Source organism: Paralcaligenes ureilyticus, assembly GCF_004346225.1.
Classification (GTDB): Bacteria; Pseudomonadota; Gammaproteobacteria; order Burkholderiales; family Burkholderiaceae_B; genus Paralcaligenes; species Paralcaligenes ureilyticus.
On the sequence record NZ_SMAJ01000020.1, the window covers coordinates 26,030 to 48,069 of the forward strand.

Sequence of the window (22,040 nt, forward strand, 5' to 3'; positions counted from 1 at the left end):
GAGTATTATAGGTGAAGCGCCGCCGGCGTGAACCGCTTACTGATTACGCTGGTTCAGGGCCTGGATCAGGCCGTCGATGCCGTTGCGGGCGATCTGATCGGCGAACTGGTTGCGATAGTTCTGAATCAGCCAGATGCCTTCGACATTGAGGTCGTAGATTTTCCAGCCTTGCGCCGTCTTTTCCAGCCGGTAGTCGACGCCGACGGAGGGCCCATTGCCTTGTGACAGCGTCGAGCGCACGACAACATCGTCGGCCTTGGGGTCGCCGCGAAAAGGAGCGATTGAAAGCGCGGATTGCTGCGTTACCTTGGTGAAGGCGCCGCTGTAGGTGCGTATCAGTGTGCCCTTGAAGGCTTGCACCAGGGCCTGCTGCTGGGTGGGCGTAGCCTGGCGCCAGTAGCGTCCCGCCGACAGACGGGTGGTTTTTTCCAGATTGACGTAGGGCAGCACATATTGGTTGACGATCTGGTTGATTGTGTTCAGATCGCCCTTTTGCGCCTGCGGCGATTGTTTGATCGCGTTGAGCGCATTGTCGCCGACCGCTTTGACGAACTCGCTCGGGGCGCCGTTGGGGTTGACGGAATCTTCGGCGTGGGCGGTGCCCGCCAGCCCGATGCCCAGCACGCCGGCCGCCAGCAGGCATGATAACGAGCGCAATGCGACAGGGAATAAAGTGAATTTCATAAAGGCTCCGGTTTACTGTCCCGCCTGTTTGGCGGGCTTTGCGGGGACAGCCGTATCGTCCGAATAGTCGGGTAGCGAGTCCTCGGATTGGTCGGGTACGCCATTTATTTGGATCTTTTTGCCTCTGATCAGTGCTTTACGCCGTTGCAGGTACGCATCGCGAATAAAGCTATAGCGATCCAGAGCGACTTCGCTTACGAGTTTGTCCGCTTCCAGCAGGTTAGCGCGTGCATCGATAATTTCCATGCCAAGAAGTGAATTACGTAACGGAACGTTGTCGATGAAGCCGATCGGCGTATAGGCGCCGACCCCGGCCGCGAACTCGCTGGCGGTGGCGGCACCGTCGCGCAGCGTGCTGGAACCCAGGAAAGGCAGAACCACGTAAGGGCCCGATTTAAGGCCCCAGACACCCAGCGTTACCCCGAGATCGTTGGAGATGCGCCTGGAGCCGTTCATGGACGCCACATCGATGCAGCCGCCCAGACCCATGGTCGAATTAAAGAGCACGCGACCCAGCGTGTTGAAGAAATCGACGCCGCGGCCCTGAAAAAAGCTGTTGAACGCCGACCACACATCGGCGACATTGTTGAACACATTGTGGATGCATGTCTGGGCAGGCTTGGGCGTAAGCGCCGCATAGCCCGACGCGATGGGCTTGAGCAGCGCCCGGTCGACCGTGTCGTTGAACTGGTACATGCTGCGGTTATAGCTTTCCCAGGGGTCGGCGGGGTTGGGGTTGGGAACGCTGGCGCAACCCGCCGCGATGGCGGCGATGGCCAGGACGGGGGCAAGTCGGGCGAGCCGCAAGGCCTGGGCGGGCGGGATGATTGAGTTCATTGAAGTAGGTTGCTGTTTTTGGTGTGTATTGGGTATTTTACGGTTTTGGCGCATCGGACGGTGTTTTCGCCGTGGCGTTGCCTGCACTAGCGGAATCGTCTTTTTTGGCGGAACCTTCCTTATTGGCGGAACTGTACAGGAATTTGCTGATCAGCTCTTCCAGAATGACGGCGCTTTGTGTGAATTTGATCTGGCTGTTCTGAGTCAGGTTTTTCTCGCTGCCGCCCGGAGTCAGGCCAACATATTGTTCGCCCAGCAGGCCCGAGGTGAGAATCGAGGCCGAGCTATCGTCGGGAAACTGGTATTGCTTATCCAGATCGAGTGTTGCAACGGCCTGAAAACGCTTGTTGTCGAAGCCTATCTTGGCTACGCGGCCCACCACCACGCCGCTGCTTTTGACCGGCGCGCGTATTTTCAAACCGCCCAGATTGTCGAAATGGGCCTCGACCTGATAAGTGGGCGCAAACGAAAATGAGCTCAGATTGCCCGCGCGCAGGGCGAGGAAAATCAGAGCGATGGCGCCCAGCAAAACAAATAGTCCAACCCAAAAATCAGTTTTTTCGCGAGTCATGATGATTCCGTCGTTTCTTTAATGGCTAAACATCAGGGCGGTCAACAGGAAGTCCAGCCCCAATACAACCAGCGCGCTGCTGACGACTGTGCGTGTCGTGGCGCGGGCGACCCCTTCGGGGGTCGGTTTGGCATTCCAGCCTTCATAGAGCGCGATCAGTGTGACCGCAACCCCGAAGACCGCGCTTTTTACCACCCCGTTGGCGATGTCGTTGAAGACATCGACGCCGTTTTGCATTTGCGACCAGAAGGCGCCGGAGTCGATGCCGATGAGCACCACACCTACGAACCAGCCGCCGATGACGCCGACCATGGAGAATACGGCGGCGAGGACAGGCATGGCGATGACCCCGCCCCAGAATCTGGGCGCCAGCACGCGGCGTATCGGGTCAACGGCCATGACCTCCATGGCGGCGAGCTGCTCACCGGCTTTCATCAGGCCGATCTCGGCCGTGAGCGATGTGCCGGCGCGGCCGGCAAAGAGCAGCGCAGTCACCACCGGCCCCAGTTCGCGTGTCAGCGACAGGGCCACAAGCAGGCCCAGGGCCTCTTCGGAGCCGTAGCGCTCAAGGGTGTAATAGCCCTGGAGCGCCAGCACGAAGCCCACAAACAAGCCCGATACGGTAATGATCAGCAACGAGTAATTGCCGATAAAGTGTACTTGCTGCGAGACGAGGCGGGGGCGCTTGAACATTGCACCGGTGCCGGACAGTATGGCGCCCAGCAGGCGGGCGTAGGCGCCCAGGCCGGTAATACGGCAGCGTATGCCGGCGCCCAGGGCGGAAATCAGGGCGGCTGGTGTAGTCATGGGCGGCCTCCGTGCTGCCCTAGCCATTGCTGGAATGCAGGGGTTTGCGGGTAGTGAAACGCAATGGGGCCGTCGGGCTGACCGTCCAGAAATTGGCGGACGTAAGCGTCTTGGGAGCGCGAGAGGTCATCGGGCGTGCCGCTGGCGATCATTTTCCCTTGGCCCACCATGTAGACCTGGTCGGCGATGGCAAAGGATTCGGCGACGTCATGGGTAATCAGCACCGAGGCGCAATTGAGCCGGTCGGTAAGTGTGCGGATGAGCTGGGCGGTAATGCCCAGTGAAATCGGATCGAGGCCTGCGAAGGGTTCGTCGTACAGAATCAGTTCGGGTTCCAGGACGATGGCGCGGGCAAGCGCGACGCGGCGCGCCATGCCGCCGGAGATTTCTGAAATCTTCAGGTGCGCGGCGGCGCGCAGCCCCACCGCGTCCAGCTTGTCGAGTACGGTCTGGATGATGGCGCTTTCGGTTTGTTCTGTGTGCTCACGCAAGGGGAAGGCTACGTTTTCGAAAACGTTCAGGTCGGTGAATAGCGCTCCTTGCTGAAAGAGTACCCCCATGCGCTGACGCAATTTGCGCACGCCGTCGCCGTTGGCCTGCGCGATGTCTTCGCCGAAAACGCGTATGGCGCCCGCTTGGGGGCTCAGTTGCCCTGTGGCGCCGCGCAGCAGGGTGGTTTTACCCGATCCGGAACCGCCCATCATGGCGACGACCTGGCCGCGGCGAACTTCCATGGTGACGTTGCTCAGTACGGTGAAGTCTCCGTACCCGAGGCTCACGTCGCTAAAGAGCAGGGCCGGCTGGCCGGGATGGGCATCCGTTTCTGAACTCATAAAACCGTTCTCGACAAAAGTGGGGCAATAAAAATGGACACGGCCGTGTTGGTAGTTCACAGCCGTGCATTGTATCCCGGACAAATGGTAGCAGGCCGCGGCGAAATGCGCATGCCGTTCCTGCAACGTGTTTGTAGCGGCAGCCCTTGTGGCTGCCATCGCGTTCTATAAATATCGCCTCGCTTATCAACGATTTTGGCAGCCACAAGGGCTGCCGCTACATGATTCACGGGTACGTTTCCATTCACGGGTGCGTTTTTGTAGCGGCACCCCTTGTGGGTGCCATCTTCCCGTCGGAGCCGGCCCACATCTTTTCCAACCGCCTATCAGGGGCGGACTATCAAAAATAGCGCCGCCCCCAGGCCCAGCAACAGGAATGGGCTGACGCGCGTATAAAGCAGCGCCACAGTGGAGACGATGGCTACTCCCCAGGCCCAGAGGCCGCCCTCGGAGGCGTTGAGTATGGTTCCTGTGGCCGCCAGGATCATGCCGGCGGCCACGGGGATCAGGCCTTGCTCGATGGACTTGATCAATAAGGTATGTTCGTAACGCGCCCACAGTCTGGCCAGAAAATACACCAGCGTTGCGGCCGGCACGAAAATGGCGAACGAGGCAACCAAGGCGCCCGCCATGCCTGCTGCTTGCCAGCCTATCAGTGTTATCAGCAGCGATTTTGGCCCCGGAATCAGGCGCGATAGGGCAAACAGGTCCAGGAACTGGCTATTGTTGATCCAGTGGTAGACCTCGACGGATTGGTGGTGGATGGCCGGAATAATGCTTTGGCCGCCGCCCACCGTCAGGAAGGACAGAGGGAAAAAGACTTTGAACAGGCTGAGCAGAATATCGATCATCGGGATTTCTGCGCGTGCCGTTTGATTTGAAAGTAGGCAATGGCAATCGAGCAGGGCGCGGCGCACAGCACCACCCAGACCAGCGAAAACTTCAGGATGAAAATGGCGGTAAATGTGCCTGCCAGGACTAGGAAGGGCAGCAGGCCATTTACGGCCCGCCGGGCCGCTCGCAGGCCCATTTCCAGGGACAGGCCGATGGCCGCCGCCGCAATGCCGGCCAACGCCAGATGGATATTTTCCGATTGGGCCACGCGGGCGAATACGGCCGCCAGGATAATGGCAAAAATCATGGCCGGCATCACTATGCCGAAGGTTGCCGCCAGGACACCCCGGCCACCGTGTAACTTGTAGCCGATCCAGATCGACAGATTAACGACATTGACCCCGGGGAAGGCTTGGGAGAGCGCCAGGCCGCTCAGGAATTCGTCTTCGGAAATCCAGCGCCGCTGGTGGACGAACTCGCGCATCATCCAGCCGCTCAAGCCGCCGCCGAAGCTGGTCATTCCTATGCGCGAAAAGGCCCAGAAAATTTCGGACAGGCCGGGGTGGGGCTGAGCGGTGTCGGTAGCCATGTTTCTTCGCCGGAAAAACACAAGCCGGCTGCCTTGGGCAGCCGGCGTCAAACAGATGGGTGGTTTGCTAACGAGGTAGTGTACTCGTTCCCATCAAATGTTCATCCACCGAGCGGGCGCATTGACGTCCTTCCCGTATTGCCCAGACGACGAGCGATTGTCCGCGGCGCATGTCGCCGGCGGCAAATACTTTGTCGACATTGCTGCGGTAATTCTCGGTATCGGCGTGCGCGTTGCCGCGGGCGTCCAAACCCACTCCAAACGCGTCGAGCACATTTTTGACGGGCGAGACGAAACCCATGGCCAGTAGGACCAGGTCGGCGGGCAGAACGAATTCCGAGCCTTCGATCTGGCGCATCTTGGTCTGGCCGGTGGTTTCGTCCTTGAACCATTCAAGGCGCGCGGCGACCAGCCTTTCGACCTTGCCGCCCTTGCCCTCGAACGATTTGGTGGTAACGGCCCAATCGCGTTCGCAGCCTTCTTCATGCGAGGAAGAGGTGCGCAGTTTGGCGGGCCAGTAGGGCCAGGTCAGACTCTTGTTCTCCTCGTCGGGCAACTTGCCCATGAGTTCGAACTGGGTGACGGAGGCCGCCCCCTGGCGGTTGCTGGTTCCCACGCAATCGGAGCCGGTGTCGCCGCCGCCGATCACGATCACATGCTTGCCTTTGGCCACCGTCTGCTTGACGACCCGGTCGCCTGCATTGACTTTGTTTTGCGGGCGCAGGAAGTCCATGGCGAAATGGATGCCTTTGAGTTCTCTGCCTGGAACGGGCAGGTCGCGCGGATTTTCCGCGCCGCCGGCCAACACGATGGCATCGAATTCGGCTTGCAGCGACTCGGGCGTACGCACTGTCAGGCCCTCTTCGGCGTTGGCGGCGTCGCCGACGTAAGTCGATGGGCAGAACTCCACCCCTTCGGCTTCCATTTGGGCCAGGCGGCGATCGATATGCGATTTTTCGAGTTTGAAGTCTGGGATGCCATAGCGCAACAGGCCGCCGATGCGGTTGCTCTTTTCAAATACGGTGACCGCATGGCCGACGCGTGCCAGTTGCTGCGCGCAGGCCAGGCCGGCCGGGCCGGAGCCCACGACGGCCACTTTTTTGCCGGTTTTTTTCAGCGGCAGCTGCGGCGTAACCCAGCCTTCGGCCCAGCCTTTGTCAATAATGGCGTGTTCGATCGATTTGATGCCGACTGCGTCATCGTTGATATTGAGCGTACAGGCCGCCTCGCAGGGCGCCGGACAGATGCGCCCGGTGAACTCCGGAAAATTGTTGGTCGATTGCAGCACGTCCAGCGCGCTGCGCCATTGCTGTTTGTAGACCAGGTCGTTCCAGTCGGGAATGACGTTGTTGACCGGACACCCATTGCTGCAATAGGGAATGCCGCAATCCATGCAGCGTGCACCCTGTTGCTTGGCTTGATCGTCGGTTAGGGTATGGACGAACTCGCGCCAGTTTTTCAGGCGTTTCTGTGGCGCGTCGTAGGTTTCCTTGACGCGCGAAAATTCCATGAAGCCAGTAATTTTGCCCATGTTTGCTTCCTCAGGCAGCGATTTGTTGTAGGTTGTTGGCGCGCCACATTTCACCCAGCGCGCGGCGATAGTCGGTAGGTATCACCTTGACGAAGGTGGCACGGGCCCGTTCCCAGTCGCCCAGCAGTTCGCGTGAACGGAAGCTGCCGGTATAACGATAATGGTCTTCAATCAGGCGGCGCAGAATCGTTTCGTCGGTCTCGCGTTCGCCGCCGCGTACGACGCTATGCCAGGTGTCGACGCCGTTGGCCTCGGTTTGTTGCGCGTGACTGATGACGGGCTCGAGTTCAACCATGGACAGATTGCAGTTTTGACGGAAAGTATTGTGCGGATCCCACACATAGGCCACGCCGCCGGACATGCCCGCGGCAAAATTGCGCCCGGTTGCTCCCAGCACGACGACCGTGCCGCCGGTCATGTATTCGCATCCGTGGTCTCCCGTGCCTTCGACAACGGCGGTGGCGCCTGAGTTGCGCACGGCAAACCGCTCGCCGGTCACGCCGTTGAAATATGCCTCGCCCGCCAGCGCCCCATACAGCACAGTATTGCCGGCGATGATGTGGTCTGGGCCGAAGCCGCGGAAATCATTGGGCGAGCGCAGGATAATGCGGCCGCCCGAGAGGCCTTTGCCGACGTAGTCGTTGGCTTCGCCCACCAGATCCAGCGTAATGCCGTGGGCCAGGAACGCGCCGAAGCTTTGGCCGGCAGCGCCATTGCACTGGATGTGTATGGTGTCGTCGGGCAGGCCGTCATGTCCGTAATGCCTGGCCACTTCGCCCGAGAGCATGGCGCCGATGGTGCGGTTGCGATTGCGCACGGGCGTGATGAAGGACACCTTCTCGGCGCGCTCGATGGCGGCCTTGCTGCGTTCGATCAGTAAATGATCCAGCGCATGGGTCAGGCCGTGATCCTGCTCGTCGGTCTGATAGCGGCCGGCGGTGGACGGGGTTTGGTAAAACACCTTGGAGAAGTCGAGCCCCTGCGCCTTCCAGTGTTCGATGCCGGTGCGCATGTCAAGCAGATCGACGCGTCCTATCAGCTCGTTGAAGTTGCGCAGGCCTAGCTGAGCCATGATCTCGCGCACTTCTTCGGCGACGAAGAAGAAATAGTTGACGACGTGTTCGGGCTTGCCCTGGAATTTCTTGCGCAGATGCGGGTCCTGGGTGGCCACGCCCACCGGACAGGTGTTCAGGTGGCATTTGCGCATCATGATGCAGCCTTCGACCACCAGCGGAGCGGTGGCAAAGCCGAACTCGTCGGCGCCCAGCAATGCCCCAATGGCAACGTCGCGGCCGGTCTTCATCTGCCCGTCGGCCTGTACGCGAATCCGGCTGCGCAGGTTGTTCAACACCAGCGTTTGCTGCGTTTCGGCCAGGCCCAGCTCCCAGGGGGTGCCTGCGTGCTTGATCGAGGCTACGGGCGAGGCGCCCGTGCCGCCATCGTGGCCGGCAATGACAACGTGATCGGCCTTGGCCTTGGCAACACCGGTGGCCACGGTACCTACACCCACTTCCGACACGAGCTTGACCGATACCGAAGCGGCAGGGTTGACGTTTTTCAGGTCATGGATCAGTTGCGCCAGATCTTCAATGGAATAAATATCATGGTGCGGGGGAGGCGAGATCAGGCCCACGCCCGGCACCGAATAGCGCAGCTTGGCGATGTACTCCGACACTTTGTGCCCGGGCAACTGGCCGCCTTCGCCGGGCTTGGCGCCTTGCGCCATTTTGATCTGGATCTGGTCGGCGCTGGACAGGTATTCGGCCGAGACGCCGAAGCGGCCCGAGGCAACCTGCTTGATGCGCGAGCGCAACGAGTCGCCTGCCGCGAGAGGCACGTTGGCGGCAATGCGGTCTTCGCCCAGGAAGGAGGCAAGCGTGTCGCCTTTCTTGATGGCGCTTTTGCCCTGGCGCATTTCTTCGCGATAGCGCAGCTCGTCTTCACCGCCTTCGCCGGTGTTCGATTTGCCGCCTATGCGGTTCATGGCCACCGCCAGGACGGAATGCGCTTCCGTTGAAATCGAGCCCAGCGACATGGCGCCCGTGACGAAGCGCTTGACGATTTCCTTGGCGGGTTCCACTTCGTCGAGCGGGATGGCGCGTGCCGGATCCACCTTGAACTCGAACAGGCCGCGCAAGGTCATGTGGCGGCGGGTCTGGTCATTGATGAGCTGCGCGTATTCTTTGTAGGTTCGGTAATTGTTGGCCTTGGTCGCATGTTGCAGTTTGGCGATCGAGTCCGGGGTCCACATATGCTGTTCGCCGCGAATGCGGAAGGCGTAATCGCCGCCGGCATCCAATGCGTTGCTGAGCACCGGATCGTCGCCGAACGCGGCCCTGTGCAGTCGCAGCGCTTCTTCGGCGACCTGGAAGATGTCTATGCCTTGAATTCGGCTGGACGTGCCGGTGAAGTATTTGTTGATCAGCGAAGACTGCAGCCCGACCGCTTCGAAAATTTGCGCGCCGGTGTACGACATATAGGTCGAGATGCCCATTTTGGACATGACCTTGTTCAGGCCTTTGTCGATGGCCTTGATGTAGTTTTTGATCGCATGCGCGGGGTCGTCCATGGCGGCCAGCGATTCCAGCGCCAGGTAGGGGTGTATGGCTTCGGCGCCGTAGCCGCCCAGCAATGCGAAATGGTGCACTTCGCGCGCCGATCCGGTTTCAACGATCAGGCCGGTATTGGTGCGAAGGCCGGCCAGAATCAGGTGTTGGTGTATGGCCGAGGTGGCCAGCAGGGCCGGGATGGCCACGTGCTCGCTGTCGATGTTTCGGTCGGAGATCAGCAATATGTTGTAGCCGCTGCGCACGGCGTCGGTGGCTTTGGAGCACAGGCCCGCGATGCAGGCTTCGATGCCCTCACTGCCCCATGCGACCGGGTAGGTGATGTCGATCTCGAAGCTTTTGAATTTATGCGAAGTGATCTGCCCGATATTGCGGATTTGCGCCATGGCGGCAAAGTCCAGCACCGGCTGGGCGACTTCCAGGCGCAGCGGCGGGTTGACATTGTTGATGTCGAGCAGATTGGGCTTGGGTCCGATGAACGAAACCAGCGACATGACCAGTTGTTCGCGGATGGGGTCTATGGGCGGATTGGTGACCTGCGCGAAAAGCTGGCGGAAATAGTTGTAGAAGGGCTTGGAGCGATCGGACAGGATGGCCAGCGGCGCATCGTTGCCCATCGACCCGATGACCTCTTCGCCGTTGCGGGCCATGGGTTCAAGGATGAACTTGAAGTCCTCCTGAGTCCAGCCGAAAGCCTGCTGACGATCGAGCAAAGAGGCCGTCGGTATCGGGAGGTTTTCGGCTTTGGGTGCGGGCAATGTCTCCAGCTTCAGGCGCAGGCGCTCGATCCACTGGCGATAGGGCCGGCTGTTGGCCAGCTGCGACTTGATCTCGGCGTCGTCGATAATGCGGCCTTGCTGCAGGTCGATGAGAAACATTTTGCCCGGCTGCAGGCGCCATTTCTTGACGATGCGATGTTCCGGAATGGACAGGGTGCCGGCTTCCGAAGCCAGTACGACCAAATCGTCATCGGTGATCAGGTAGCGCGCCGGCCGCAGGCCGTTGCGATCCAGCGTGGCGCCGATTTGGCGGCCGTCGGTAAAGGCAATGGCCGCCGGGCCGTCCCAGGGTTCCATCATGGCCGCGTGGTATTCGTAAAAGGCGCGGCGGTGTTCATCCATGTGCGTGTGCTGCTCCCACGCTTCGGGGATCATCATCAGCATGGCGTGCGCGAGCGAATAGCCCGACATGACCAGCAGTTCCAGGCAGTTGTCGAAGGTGGCGGTATCGGATTGCCCTTCGTACACGATCGGGTAGAGCTTGGGCAGGTCTGAGCCCAGCACAGCGGATTGCATGGCGCCTTCGCGGGCGCGCAGCCAGTTGAAGTTGCCTTTGACCGTGTTGATTTCGCCGTTGTGCGCAATCATGCGATAGGGGTGGGCGAGGGGCCACGCCGGGAAGGTGTTGGTGGAAAAGCGCTGGTGCACCATGGCCAGCGCCGAAACAGTGCGGGTGTCGGCCAGGTCGCGGTAATAGCTGCCCACCTGGCTGGCCAGGAGCAGGCCTTTGTAGACGACCGTGCGCACGGAGATCGAGGGCACGAAATATTCCTGGCCGTGGGCCAGGTGCATGTGTTGAATGGCGTGGCTGGCCGTTTTGCGTATTACGTACAGTTTGCGTTCGAGGGCATCGGGCACCATGATGTCGGGCCCGCGGCCGATAAAGAGCTGGCGTATGACGGGCTTGCAGGCACGCACCGTGGGCGACATGGGCATGTCGTTGTCTACGGGTACGTCGCGCCAGCCCAGGACCACCTGGCCTTCGTCGCGCACGGCGCGTTCCAGTTCTTGCTGGCAGGCCAGGCGGGAGGCGGTTTCCTTGGGCAGAAACACCATGGCGACGCCGTACTCGTCGGGCTCGGGCAGTTCGATGCCCTGGGCGGCGAGTTCCTGGCGGTAAAGGGCGTCCGGTATCTGGATGAGGATGCCGGCGCCATCGCCCATGAGCTCGTCGGCACCCACTGCGCCCCGGTGGTCGAGGTTTTCAAGAATCTTCAGCCCTTGCTGAATGATGGAGTGGCTTTTGCGGCCTTTGATGTGGGCGACAAACCCGACGCCACAGGAGTCGTGCTCGTTTTGCGGGTCGTACAGCCCTTGAGCCTGCGGCGGGTCGGTGCGCACCGTGGTGGCCGCGATGTCGGGTGAGCTGGGGGGGATTGAGGTAGAGGGCATAAATGTACTCCGCAGAACTCTGCGCCGTGGAAATGGTGCGATGCAAGGTACACCATACTGCGGACAGGCGGGCTTGGCAAGGAAATTATTAGGGGTGCGTCCCTTTATTTATTAACTATTATATTTATTCAATTAAATAGGGGACGGATTTGAGTATGATATTACAGCGTTTTGCAGCGGCCTGTAGCGCCACCCCTTGTGGGTGGCATTCATCCTTTCGCATTAATTTGATCTTGCCCAGAACCTTCTAGCCCCGCATCGTGTGGTGGATGTTTGTGGGGTCGTTGGTGAATTTGGTTGACGCGGCCATCGCTTGTAGCGGCAGCCCTTGTGGCTGCCATCGGCGTCTATATCTAATACGGTCGCGATTATCAAAGATTTTGGCAGCCACAAGGGCTGCCGCTACAAAAACGTACCCGCTGCTCAGATAACGGCACCCCTTGTGGGTGCCATCCGTTTAGACCGGGTTTTTTCTCGGCCGTCCTCGCGCTGCGGGGGCTAGGCGGCGGCTGGCTCGGGTTTCCAGCTGTTGTAAAAATGAGGCGCTTCCCAGTGCCCATTGGCCGAAGAGGGATTGCTCGATCTGTTGGCGCTGGCTGAGCAAGAGGCCGCTATTCAGTCGTTCCCGATAGCGGGCTTGCCGGTCGAAGGGTGTGTTGCCGTCTTTCCAGTAGTCGGGGTGGTCGTTTACCCATGTGGCGGGTGTTGCCTTGGTGCCCGTATGGTAGGCGGCCGAGGACCAGGGCCAGTGCTCGGCGTGATCGACGTAGGACAGGTGCACGGGCAGTGATTCCAGCCAGATGAGTACGGGCAGTACCCATAGGCCTGGCTCGACCAGTGTGCTGCGATAGCGTTCCGCAAAAACCCGGCCGTGCCGGTGTGCGGCGAAGCGCCGCCCCAGGGCTTGTATCAGCCTGGATAGATTGCCTTGGCCTGGCGGAGTGGCGAGCAGGGTAATGCGATCGTTGACGAGCGACCAGCCGTGCACGGCAACTTGGTGCTCGGTGGCGCTTTCTTTTAGCCAGGTCAATAGTTGGTCGAGTTCGGCGGCTGGGCTTGGGTCTGCAGGCCCGGCCAGCGTTTGCGCGAAGCGGGCTTGTACCAGTTGCGGAATGTGGGGGGCGTAAAGGCGCGGCAATCTGGCCATGGTTTTAGCTTGGAGAGCAAGTGCAGTGAGTCTCGATTCTACTCGCAGGCGGCTGCGGCATAATAGAGATTGTCCATGCCAATTAGGCCAACCCGGCCGGCAAGCCCCAATACCTGATCCAAGACTAGGAGCTCAACATGAAAACCAAAGCCGCAGTAGCCTGGAAGGCGGGTGCCCCGCTGACGATTGAAGAGGTGGAGCTGGCGGGCCCTCGGGCGGGCGAGGTGCTGGTCGAAATCAAGGCGACGGGCATTTGCCATACGGATTATTACACCTTGTCGGGCGCCGATCCCGAAGGGCTTTTTCCGGCCATACTGGGGCATGAAGGTGCCGGTGTGGTGCTGGAAACCGGCTCGGGGGTTACGAGCATCAAGGCGGGGGATCATGTCATTCCGTTGTATACGCCCGAATGCCGGCAGTGCAAGTTCTGTCTGTCGCGCAAAACCAATCTGTGCCAGGCGATACGCGCCACGCAAGGCAAGGGCCTGATGCCGGATGGCACGTCGCGCTTCACGGTGGGCGGTAAATCTGTTCACCACTATATGGGGACGTCGACGTTCTCCAATCATGTGGTGGTGCCGGAAATTGCCCTGGCGAAAATCCGCGATGATGCTCCGTTCGACAAGGTTTGCTATATCGGCTGCGGTGTGACGACGGGTGTCGGCGCGGTGGTGTTCACGGCCAAGGTCGAAGCCGGCGCCAATGTGGTGGTGTTCGGTTTGGGGGGCATAGGCCTGAATGTGATTCAGGGTGCAAAGATGGTCGGAGCCGATAAAATCATTGGCGTTGATCTCAATCCCAGGCGCGAAGCGCTGGCGCGTCAGTTCGGCATGACGCACTTCATCAACCCGTCCGAAGTCGACAATGTGGTCGACCATATCGTTCAGCTCACCGATGGGGGGGCGGACTATTCGTTTGAATGCATAGGCAATACCAAGGTCATGCGCCAGGCTCTGGAATGCTGTCACAAGGGCTGGGGGCAATCCATCATCATCGGGGTGGCCGACGCGGGCGCCGAAATTTCCACCCGGCCGTTCCAGCTGGTAACGGGTCGGCAATGGAAGGGTACGGCGTTTGGCGGCGCGCGCGGCCGCACCGATGTTCCTAAAATTGTCGACTGGTATATGGATGGCAAGCTCAATATCGATGACCTGATCACGCATATCCTGCCGCTTGAAAAAATCAACGATGGATTCGACCTCATGCAGCGCGGCGAATCGATACGTTCAGTGGTGATGTACTGATGGCGCTCGGTTTACTTGAGCTCGTAAGCGAGCACCGCTGCTTCGGCGGCTGGCAGCGTTTTTATCGCCATGCGTCGACGGTGATTGGCTTGCCCATGCGTTTCTCGGTGTTTATCCCTGCCCAGGCCGAAGAACAGCGGGTGCCGGTTCTGTTTTTCCTGGCAGGGCTGACGTGCAATGAAGAAACCTTTATGGTCAAGGCCAATGCGCAGCGCTTCGCGGCCGAACATGGCCTGATGCTGGTGGCCCCCGACACCAGTCCGCGCGGCGCTGATATCGCCGGTGAAGGCGATAGCTGGGATTTTGGCACCGGGGCGGGATTCTATCTGGACGCGACGCAGGCGCCATGGAGCGCCCGCTATCGCATGGAAAGCTACATCACGGACGAATTGTTCAGGATAAGCACCGGCACCTTGCCGGGCGACGCGCGGCGCGCAGGCATCTTCGGCCACTCCATGGGCGGTCATGGGGCCCTGGTGTTGGCGCAGCGTCACCGCGATACGTTCCGTTCGGTATCGGCGTTTGCGCCCATCGCGGCGCCGTCGCTTTGCCCATGGGGGAAGAAAGCTTTGGGCGGCTATCTGGGGCCGGATCAGGAAGGCTGGGCCGCTTACGATGCATCGCGTCTGATGGCCGCATCGCATTGTCCGTTTCCCGATGGCATATTGGTCGATCAGGGCCTGGCCGATGGATTCCTGGCCGAGCAACTGTATCCGGAAGTCTTCGAAGCCGCCTGCGTCCAGGCGCAACAACCGCTAACGCTGCGCCGCCATGAAGGCTACGATCATGGCTATTATTTTATCGCCAGCTTTATCCAGGACCATATTGCGTTTCACGCGGAGCGTTTGAAGGCGTAGGAGGTGTGTTTGCGGGGATGGCAGCCACAAGGGCTGCCGCTACAAATACGTATCCGTGAATCATGTAGCGGCGGCCCTTGTGGCTACCAAAATCCGCAAAGACAAGACAGCACCTACAAAATCAGCGCCGCAAATCCACCCAAGGCGACGGCGGCCCAGGCGGGCGGGCGAGCTTGAGTCCGCTGCGTCGAGCGCCTGGATTGGGGAGGCAAGGGGCGCACTGTTTGAGCAACGGCTTTTGACCCGTCCAGTGGACGGGTCAAGTTGCGAGTTTGCGCACCGCCCCAAGCCAGGTACTCGACGCAGGTAGTCCTGGCAACGCCAGGACCGGACGATGTGAGCCTGCCCGCCTGGGCCGCCGTCGCCGTTTTGGCAAGAACCCAGGTAAAAGCAAATAAACAATGGCCGCCATAGCAAGAATGGCACCCACAAGGGGTGCCGCTACAAAGGGGTACCGTTACAAACAAAGGCAGCCGCTACGAATTACTTCAGCAACCTCCACTGCCCATCCTTGACCGTGATCAGTTCGCGGCCGCGGTCGTCGAAGCCGCTGTGGTCGGCGGGGCTCATGTTGTAGACGCCTTGGGTGGCAATCAGCTCATGAGTTTTTTCCAGTGCATCGCGCAAAGCGCTGCGAAACTCTTTGGTGCCTGGCTTGGCCGATTTCTCGGCAATCGGGATGGCGCGTTCCAGCAGCATCCCGGCGTCATAGACGTTGGCGCCGAATGTCGCCGGTTTCTCGCCATACATTTTTTTGTACTCGTCTATATAGTGCTCGGCGATTTTTTTCGAAGGATTGCTATCGGCAATCTCCGGCAGCACCAGCATCAGGCTCGCGGCCAGTACGGTGCCGTTGACGTCTTTCCCGCCCAGCTTCAGGAACGCCGGCAGCGCCGCGCCGTGGGTTTGGTAAAACGTGCCTTTGTAGCCTTGTTTGGCTAATGTGACTTCGGGCAGAACGGCGGCGGCGCCGGTGCCGGCGATCAGCACGGCATCGGGTTTGGCGGCCAGCACTTTCAGCGCCTGGCCGGTGACGGAGCTGTCCGAACGTTGATACCGCTCAGTGGCGACGATCTTGATATGGTGCTCTTTGGCCAACTGGGTGAAGACCTTCAGCCAGTCTTCGCCATAGGCGTCATTCAAGCCGATGAAGCCGGCGGTCTTGACATGGGTTTTGACCATTTGCCCGACGAGCGCGCGGGCAATGATATCGGTGTTCTGGGTGGTTTTGAAAACCCATTTCTTCTGATCCGTCATGGGCAGGACAACGGCCGCCGTCCCGACCGGAGCGAGCATCGGTGTGCCTGATTCGGCCGCAAACTGGATGACACCCATCGCGTTGGGAGACCCGGAAGGCCCGATGATTGCGTCGACTTTGTCTTCGGTAATCAGTTTCTTGAAGTTGGTGACGGTTTGCGCCGGATCGCTGCCATCGTCGAGCGAAATATACTGGATCGACAGGTCACCGATTTTTTTGGGCAGTAGTGGCACCGTGTTCTTTTGCGGGATGCCGATGAGCGCGGTGGGCCCGGTGGATGACGCAACCACGCCGATTTTGACCTGGGCCATCGCGGGTGCGGCGCCGAGCGCCGAAACGACGGCAACGGCCGTTGCAAGCTTTTTAAATAACATATTGTTGTCTCCCATGAGTGTCGCAAAATTATCTGTTGAGTCCAGCCATGCCGCGGCCGGGTTCAAGTATAAATAGTCTATATCTAAAACAAAAGAGCGCTTGCCGATGAAGCGGCAAATTTAAAGCGTGGTGCAAATCAGATGGTGATCGAGCCTATGCTGGCCCCGCCGCATACATACAGGGTCTGGCCGGTAATGAAGCCGTTGGCCGGGTTTGAAAAAAACATGACGGCGCGGGCAACATCGTCGGCGCGGCCCAGGCGCTGCACCGGAATGCCTTTGGCAATGTTCCGTTCACGCTCGCTGCCCGCGGGAATCACCTCGTAAAACATATCGGTCTGTATGGGGCCGGGCGCCACAACGTTTACGGTGATGCCTTGCGGGGCCAGTTCCAGCGCCCAGGTGCGCGCCATGCCTATCATGCCGGCCTTGGTGGCCGAGTAGGCCGTGCGGGTTTGCAGGCCCAGCGCGCCGCGCGAGGACATCATGACGATGCGGCCGAATTTTTGCGCCTGCATCGACGGCAGGCAGGCCTGTACCAGTGAAATCGCGGAACCCAGATGGATTTGCGTCAAGCCCTGCAACTCGTCGAGTGTGACGTCGGCCAGCAGGTGCGGCCAGATCACGCCCGCATTGTGAATGACGTGCGTAATCTCATGCTTTGCGGCCACCTCGGCGCAGGCCTGCGTGGTGGCGCGGGCATCGAGCAGGTCGACGTTGACCGACTGCAGTTTGGGATGGCTGAAATCGGGTGCGCGGCGGGCCATAGAAATTACGCTGTAGCCGGCATCGAGCATCTGGCGGCAGATTTCGGCGCCGATCCCGGCGCTGCCGCCGGTGACGACGGCGGTGTATGAATCAGGCATGACGGCCCTCCGCCAGGCGAGGGGCCAGGGCCAGCACGCGCAAGGGGCTGCCCGAACCGCTGCGGATCTTCAGCGGCGCGGCGAAGATCACCGTGCCGGTGGCGGGCAACTGGTCCAGGTTGGTCAGGCATTGCAGCCCGTAGCGATTATTGCCGTGCATGAAGTAGTGACACGGGAAGGGCGGATCCAGGTGCTGCGCCTGGCCCGTATCCGTGCCCACCGATTCCGTGCCGAATCCGTGCACGTCACGTGTTTTGATCAGCCAGGGCACGACTTGCGCGTCCGGCCCGGGTGAGTGGGCGCCCTCGTCGTCCATGTTCAGATAATCGTCGGGCTTGGCGCGCCGCGACCAATCGGTACGCATCAATACCCAGGAGCGCGGCTTGATGCGGCCGTGCTCGGCTTCCCATTGCTTGACGAAATCGATGGTCAGCAGAAAATCCGGGTTGTCGCGGGACTGCGCCGAACAATCGATGACGGCGGCTTCGGCGATGAAGGCGTCGATGGGGATGGTGTCCACCGTATTGTTGGGCTGATCCTTGCCGCTGACCCAATGCACCGGCGCGTCAAAGTGCGTGCCGGTATGCTCCGAGCAGGAAAAATTGTTCCAGTACCAGGCGGGCCCCCGTTCGTCGTAGCGCGAAATCTCTTCGATGCGAAAGGGCCATGCCTGGCCAAACTCCGGCGGCAGCACGATGGTGGGAAACTCGGGTGCCAGGGTCTCGGTCAGATCCACGATCTTGATGTTTCCCGATATCAGTTCCGACATGAACTGGGCTAATACTGGTGTGGTCATGGTGTTTCCCTGTTCAAGCATTTCCCAGCTCGCGCTCTAGCCCCTTGGGGTTGTCGCGCAGGCGGGCCATGAATTCCTGGGCCACATCGCCCACATACACGTCCTCGACGCCCTCTTGCAATGCTTTGACGATGGCGCCGGCAACGGCTTTGGGGTTGATCCGCGGCGGCGGCGTCAGTTGCTCCCACTCCTGGTCGATAGGCCCGGGGAAGACGTTGATGACCCGCACCCCGGATGGGCGCAGCTCGTTGCGCAGACATTGCGCCACCGATAGCGCGGCGGCCTTGGAGGCCGACCAGATGCCGCGCGAGGGCAGGCTGACGTGGGCGTAGATCGATAGAATGTTGACCCAGGCTACGGCGTTGTTCACGCCGTCGGCGGCGCGGCCGGCCATGGCAGGGCCAAAATGCTGCGCCAGCCGCAACAGGCCCATGCAGTTGACGTCCAGCGCGTCGTGCGCGCGGTTCAGATCGCGATTGAACAGCACGCCGCCGTCGCGTTCGTATTCGGCTGTGTTCACCAGAATTTCCACCTTGCCGCCGATGGAACGCGAGATGCGTTCGACCGAGTCGGAGTCGGTGACATTGAGTGCTTGCACCTGGATGCGTGGGTCTTTGCATAGCGCGTTGAATTCCGCCGATTTTTTCCAGGTTTCCGGGTCGCCCGCGAAGACCGTGCCGGCGCCAGCGTCGAGCAGTGCCGTAATCATGGCCATGCCCAGCGCCGTTTTGCCGTCGGTGACCAGGGCGCGTCTAAGCCTGGGGTTGCAGGATGTTTCGCGCAAAGTGCGGTCGTCTTCCATATTCGGGGTCGCCTGTTCGGGGAGAGCGATCATCACGGCCTGGCCGCTACGATCAAGTTTAAGGGTCATTCGGACCGCGTCGCCGTCCACGCAGTCGCCATGCACGTGCGCCACGATGGCCGGGCCGGCCGCCAAATGAACCGTGCCGATGCGCCAGGGAAGGCGCTCGCGGAAATACAGATCGTTGCTGTGATGCAAAACCGTTGAAGCCAGCAGCGTGCCCAGCGGGCTCACGGCCCGCCAGGCAAGCTGGTCGGACAGGCAATGGCCGCATACTTCGCGCGGCGGGTATTGCACGGTCCGGCATTGCGGGCAGACCTGGAGTTCGAACCGGCCGAGCGCCGCCGCCGCGGTCAGGCCCAGCGCGCAACGGCTGCGCGTGCCGGGCGGCAAGGTCACCTGCCGCGTGCGTGCAACCGGATTCTTTTTAGGCGGCCGGCGCAGGGCTTCGGTCATGCCTGGCTCCTTGCAAGCAGGGCCGCCGCGGTGCAGATGCCGCGGTCGTAATTGATCATGCCAAAGCCACTCACCAGTCCGATCCGGGCGTGTGCGACCTGGGTTGCGTCCGCCTGGTCGGTAAGCTGGCGCAGCGCTTCGACCATGCCCAGGTAGCCGCCCGCGGCGCCCGCCTGGCCCACCGACAGTTGACCGCCATTGGTGTTGAACGGAAAGCTGCCGTCGGTGGTGAAGGTATGCTCGCGCACGAATTGCGGCGCCGCGCCTTTTTCGCAAAAACCCAGGTCTTCGATCTGCATCATATTGATGACCGGGTAATCGTCGTAGGCCTGCAAAAAATCGACATCGGCAGGACTGACTTGGGCATGCTCGTAGAACGCGTCCCGGTCTACGGACCAGCCGCCGCGCATCTGCATCGGGTCGTCGATCCAGGCATTGTGCCGTTCGATGGTGGAGAGGATGCGCGCATAAGGCAGCTCGAGCGCCTGCGCTTTTTCCTCGCGCATCACCAGGAAGGCATCGGCGCCCGCGCAGGGCATGACGCAATCGAACAGATGGATGGGCTCGGTGATGGGCCGCGCATCGAGGTACTGCTGCAGGCTCAGGGGCTTTTTCATGAGCGCATGAGGAAAGCGCAAGGCGTTGGCGCGCTGCGCCACGCACAGCTTGCCGAAATCTTCGCGGGTCGCGCCCGTTTGCCGCATGTAGTTTTTGGTCAGCAGAGCAAAGCTGGCGTTGGGGCCGCCCGCGCCGTAGGGATAGACGGCGTCCTGGGCAAAGCGTGAAAACTGGCTCAGGGTATGCCGGAACGAGTCCACGTGATTGGTGTCGCCGGCCAGGCAGGCAACGATATCGGCGTCGCCTGCCTGTACGGCCCGGGCCGCGCGGCGCAGCGCGATGACGCCGCTGGCCCCGCCCATGGGGATGTGATCGAGCCACCGTGGGCTCATGCCCAGATGCTGGGTCAGGCCTACTGCGGTATCGGGCGCGAGTGTAAAGCTGGAGACGCACAGGCCGTCGATATCGGTTTTGGCGATGCCCGCCTTGTGCACCAGAGCGCCCAATGCCTTGCCCAGCCACCAGTGCGCGCTGTAGATGGAGTAGCGCACATAAGGGATGGTGACGGGGGCCGTTGCAACAATGCCCTCGTAGCCGCGCCGCGCCGGCTTCATGAGCGAAGCTCCTGGCGCCTTTTCATGGCGCAGGTATTGATGCATAGAGGGGTGCCGGGTAGGGTGAGTGCAAGTTTTTTCAACTCTCCGCGCTGGATTTTGTTGGTGGCGGTTAGCGGCAGGGCCTCGACAAAGGCCACATAACCGGGCACCTTATAGTAAGCCAATTGCGTCAGGCTCCAGGCAACGATATCTTGCGCCAGGGCGGTGGCGTCGTGGGGGGTAGGCGGTGTATTGCAGACCACGCAGGCCAGGACTTCGTCGCCGCGCACCGGGTCGGGCACGGCGGCGACCGCAACGGCTTTGACGGCCGGATGTTGCACGAGCGCGCCTTCGACTTCTACCGCGGCGATGTTTTCTCCGCTACGCCGGATCACATTCTTTTTGCGGTCGACAAAATGCAGATGTCCGGCTTCGCCGCGGCGCACGATATCGCCCGTGTGAAACCACCCGTCCCGCCAGGCGTCGGTGGTTGCCGCCTCGTCTTTTAAGTAGCCCGCAAAAAACCCCAGGCGCGGGTGGGCGCCCTTGTGTTTGACCAGAAGCTCGCCATTTTCCCCGCTCTGGGCCGGGCCGCCCGCGTCGTTGACAAGACGCACCAGCACGTCGGGCTCTTCCCGTCCGAAACAGCCGGTGCCGATGAAACGCGGCTCACGATTGGCGATGATCACGGCGCCCGCGCCGGTTTCGGTCATGGCCCAGGCTTCGAGCAGCGGGAAGCCGAAGCGTTTTTCAAAGGGCGCGTGCAATGTTCGGTCGATGCCTGCTCCGAAACCGAAACGCACTTGGTGCTCGGTGTCCTCTTTGCCGGGCTCGGCCTTCATCAGGATGGCGGGCATGACCCCCAGATAGTGCAGCACTGTCGCGCCTGAAGCGCGCACGGTGTCCCACCAGGTTTTGGGATGGAAGCGGTCGACCGGGATCAGACATCCACCCGTCAGCACCATGGCCATCACCGAATAGGCCATGGCGTTCATGTGAACCAGGGGCAGCGGGGTCAGCATGCGTTCGGCGCCGTTGCGTAAGGCGGCGAGACCGCCGATTTTGGCGTACCAGCGCCCGGCGTGCAGAAAATACTCGTTGGGGATGATGCAGCCCTTGGGCCGGCCGGTGGTGCCCGAGGTATACAGCAGGGCGCATTCGGTGGCGCTGTCGATCGCTCGGTGGACCAGGGGAGCAGCGCTGGCGGCCGGCTCGGGCAGGCTGTCGGGGCCGATGATCGCCAGAGAGCGGTTCGCCGCACGGGCGGCGGCGTGAAGCGAGTCATGATGGCTCTCGAGCGCAATCGCGATCTCGATTTCCGAGTGGCCTATCAGGTATTCAAGCTCGGCGGCGCGCAGGTCGGCGTTGATAGGCACGACCGACACGCCCAGTGCGTTCAGAGCAAACCAGTGCAGCAAAAAGGCGGGGCGATTTTCCAGCAGCAGGCCGGCGCGATGTCCATGGCCATAGCCGGCCGCCTGGTAGGCGGCCTTGAGCCGTTCGATGCGCTCATGAAAGTCCTGATAACTGATTTCCCCGGCCTTGATCCGATAGATGTCTGCCGTTTCGGGCGTGACGCACAGAAAGGAATGTTGCGGCCATTTTTGCGCGCTTTCGCTAAAGGCTCCGTAGACGGTGTCGGATGTGCTGGACAAGAACCGC

Annotated in this window: 18 protein-coding genes; 2 read left to right on the forward strand and 16 right to left on the reverse strand. The window is 60.9% G+C overall.

Going from position 1 to position 22,040, the window contains the following annotated elements:
• Window positions 1-36 precede the first annotated feature (36 nt).
• From EDC26_RS18055 to EDC26_RS18100, 10 genes are all read right to left on the reverse strand, one after another.
• Window positions 37-684: an MlaC/ttg2D family ABC transporter substrate-binding protein gene (locus EDC26_RS18055; RefSeq protein ID WP_132585346.1), complete on the reverse strand. Its 648-nt coding sequence runs from the start codon at window positions 682-684 to the stop codon at window positions 37-39.
• 12 nt (window positions 685-696) lie between these two features.
• Window positions 697-1,521, reverse strand: coding sequence for an MlaA family lipoprotein (locus EDC26_RS18060; RefSeq protein WP_132585349.1), 825 nt, complete (start codon window positions 1,519-1,521; stop codon window positions 697-699).
• Between the two features lie 37 nt (window positions 1,522-1,558).
• Window positions 1,559-2,092, reverse strand: coding sequence for an outer membrane lipid asymmetry maintenance protein MlaD (mlaD, locus tag EDC26_RS18065; protein WP_132585352.1), 534 nt, complete (start codon window positions 2,090-2,092; stop codon window positions 1,559-1,561).
• A gap of 18 nt (window positions 2,093-2,110) precedes the next feature.
• A complete protein-coding gene (mlaE, locus tag EDC26_RS18070) occupies window positions 2,111-2,899 on the reverse strand; it encodes a lipid asymmetry maintenance ABC transporter permease subunit MlaE (RefSeq protein ID WP_132585355.1) in 789 nt (262 codons plus the stop codon).
• Entirely contained in the window at window positions 2,896-3,732 is an 837-nt protein-coding gene (locus tag EDC26_RS18075) for an ABC transporter ATP-binding protein (protein WP_132585358.1), read from the reverse strand. Before EDC26_RS18075 ends, mlaE begins: the two co-directional genes overlap by 4 nt.
• A 326-nt stretch (window positions 3,733-4,058) precedes the next feature.
• Window positions 4,059-4,583 carry a chromate transporter gene (locus EDC26_RS18080; protein ID WP_132585361.1) on the reverse strand — a complete coding sequence of 175 codons (525 nt, stop codon included), beginning with the start codon at window positions 4,581-4,583 and terminating at the stop codon, window positions 4,059-4,061.
• Window positions 4,580-5,155 (reverse strand): chromate transporter, encoded by a 576-nt coding sequence (locus EDC26_RS18085; RefSeq protein WP_132585364.1) that lies wholly within the window; start codon window positions 5,153-5,155, stop codon window positions 4,580-4,582. The genes EDC26_RS18080 and EDC26_RS18085 overlap by 4 nt, the downstream gene beginning before the upstream one ends.
• Window positions 5,156-5,222: 67 nt before the next feature.
• Window positions 5,223-6,686: a glutamate synthase subunit beta gene (locus EDC26_RS18090; protein ID WP_132585367.1), complete on the reverse strand. Its 1,464-nt coding sequence runs from the start codon at window positions 6,684-6,686 to the stop codon at window positions 5,223-5,225.
• 10 nt (window positions 6,687-6,696) lie between these two features.
• Window positions 6,697-11,424 (reverse strand): glutamate synthase-related protein, encoded by a 4,728-nt coding sequence (locus EDC26_RS18095; RefSeq protein WP_132585370.1) that lies wholly within the window; start codon window positions 11,422-11,424, stop codon window positions 6,697-6,699.
• Between the two features lie 457 nt (window positions 11,425-11,881).
• Window positions 11,882-12,571, reverse strand: a complete 690-nt coding sequence (locus tag EDC26_RS18100) for a hypothetical protein (RefSeq protein ID WP_132585373.1) — start codon at window positions 12,569-12,571, stop codon at window positions 11,882-11,884.
• A 137-nt stretch (window positions 12,572-12,708) separates the two neighbouring features.
• Between EDC26_RS18100 and EDC26_RS18105 the strand changes: the two genes are divergently transcribed.
• A complete protein-coding gene (locus EDC26_RS18105) occupies window positions 12,709-13,815 on the forward strand; it encodes an S-(hydroxymethyl)glutathione dehydrogenase/class III alcohol dehydrogenase (protein WP_132585376.1) in 1,107 nt (368 codons plus the stop codon).
• Window positions 13,815-14,672: an S-formylglutathione hydrolase gene (gene fghA, locus EDC26_RS18110; RefSeq protein ID WP_132585379.1), complete on the forward strand. Its 858-nt coding sequence runs from the start codon at window positions 13,815-13,817 to the stop codon at window positions 14,670-14,672. The genes EDC26_RS18105 and fghA overlap by 1 nt, the downstream gene beginning before the upstream one ends.
• Before the next feature lie 483 nt (window positions 14,673-15,155).
• Here fghA and EDC26_RS18115 read toward each other — a convergent pair whose 3' ends face one another.
• The 6 genes from EDC26_RS18115 to EDC26_RS18140 form a co-directional block, all read right to left on the reverse strand.
• Window positions 15,156-16,304: an ABC transporter substrate-binding protein gene (locus EDC26_RS18115; RefSeq protein WP_132585382.1), complete on the reverse strand. Its 1,149-nt coding sequence runs from the start codon at window positions 16,302-16,304 to the stop codon at window positions 15,156-15,158.
• Between the two features lie 137 nt (window positions 16,305-16,441).
• A complete protein-coding gene (locus EDC26_RS18120; RefSeq protein WP_132585386.1) occupies window positions 16,442-17,170 on the reverse strand; it encodes an SDR family NAD(P)-dependent oxidoreductase in 729 nt (242 codons plus the stop codon).
• Window positions 17,163-17,966: a cyclase family protein gene (locus tag EDC26_RS18125; RefSeq protein WP_132585389.1), complete on the reverse strand. Its 804-nt coding sequence runs from the start codon at window positions 17,964-17,966 to the stop codon at window positions 17,163-17,165. The genes EDC26_RS18120 and EDC26_RS18125 overlap by 8 nt, the downstream gene beginning before the upstream one ends.
• A 13-nt stretch (window positions 17,967-17,979) precedes the next feature.
• A complete protein-coding gene (locus EDC26_RS18130; protein ID WP_132585392.1) occupies window positions 17,980-19,224 on the reverse strand; it encodes an SDR family NAD(P)-dependent oxidoreductase in 1,245 nt (414 codons plus the stop codon).
• Complete coding sequence (locus tag EDC26_RS18135) at window positions 19,221-20,396, reverse strand: thiolase family protein (RefSeq protein WP_132585395.1); 1,176 nt, start codon at window positions 20,394-20,396, stop codon at window positions 19,221-19,223. The genes EDC26_RS18130 and EDC26_RS18135 overlap by 4 nt, the downstream gene beginning before the upstream one ends.
• A complete protein-coding gene (locus EDC26_RS18140) occupies window positions 20,393-22,033 on the reverse strand; it encodes an AMP-binding protein (RefSeq protein ID WP_132585398.1) in 1,641 nt (546 codons plus the stop codon). The genes EDC26_RS18135 and EDC26_RS18140 overlap by 4 nt, the downstream gene beginning before the upstream one ends.
• Window positions 22,034-22,040: the final 7 nt, after the last annotated feature.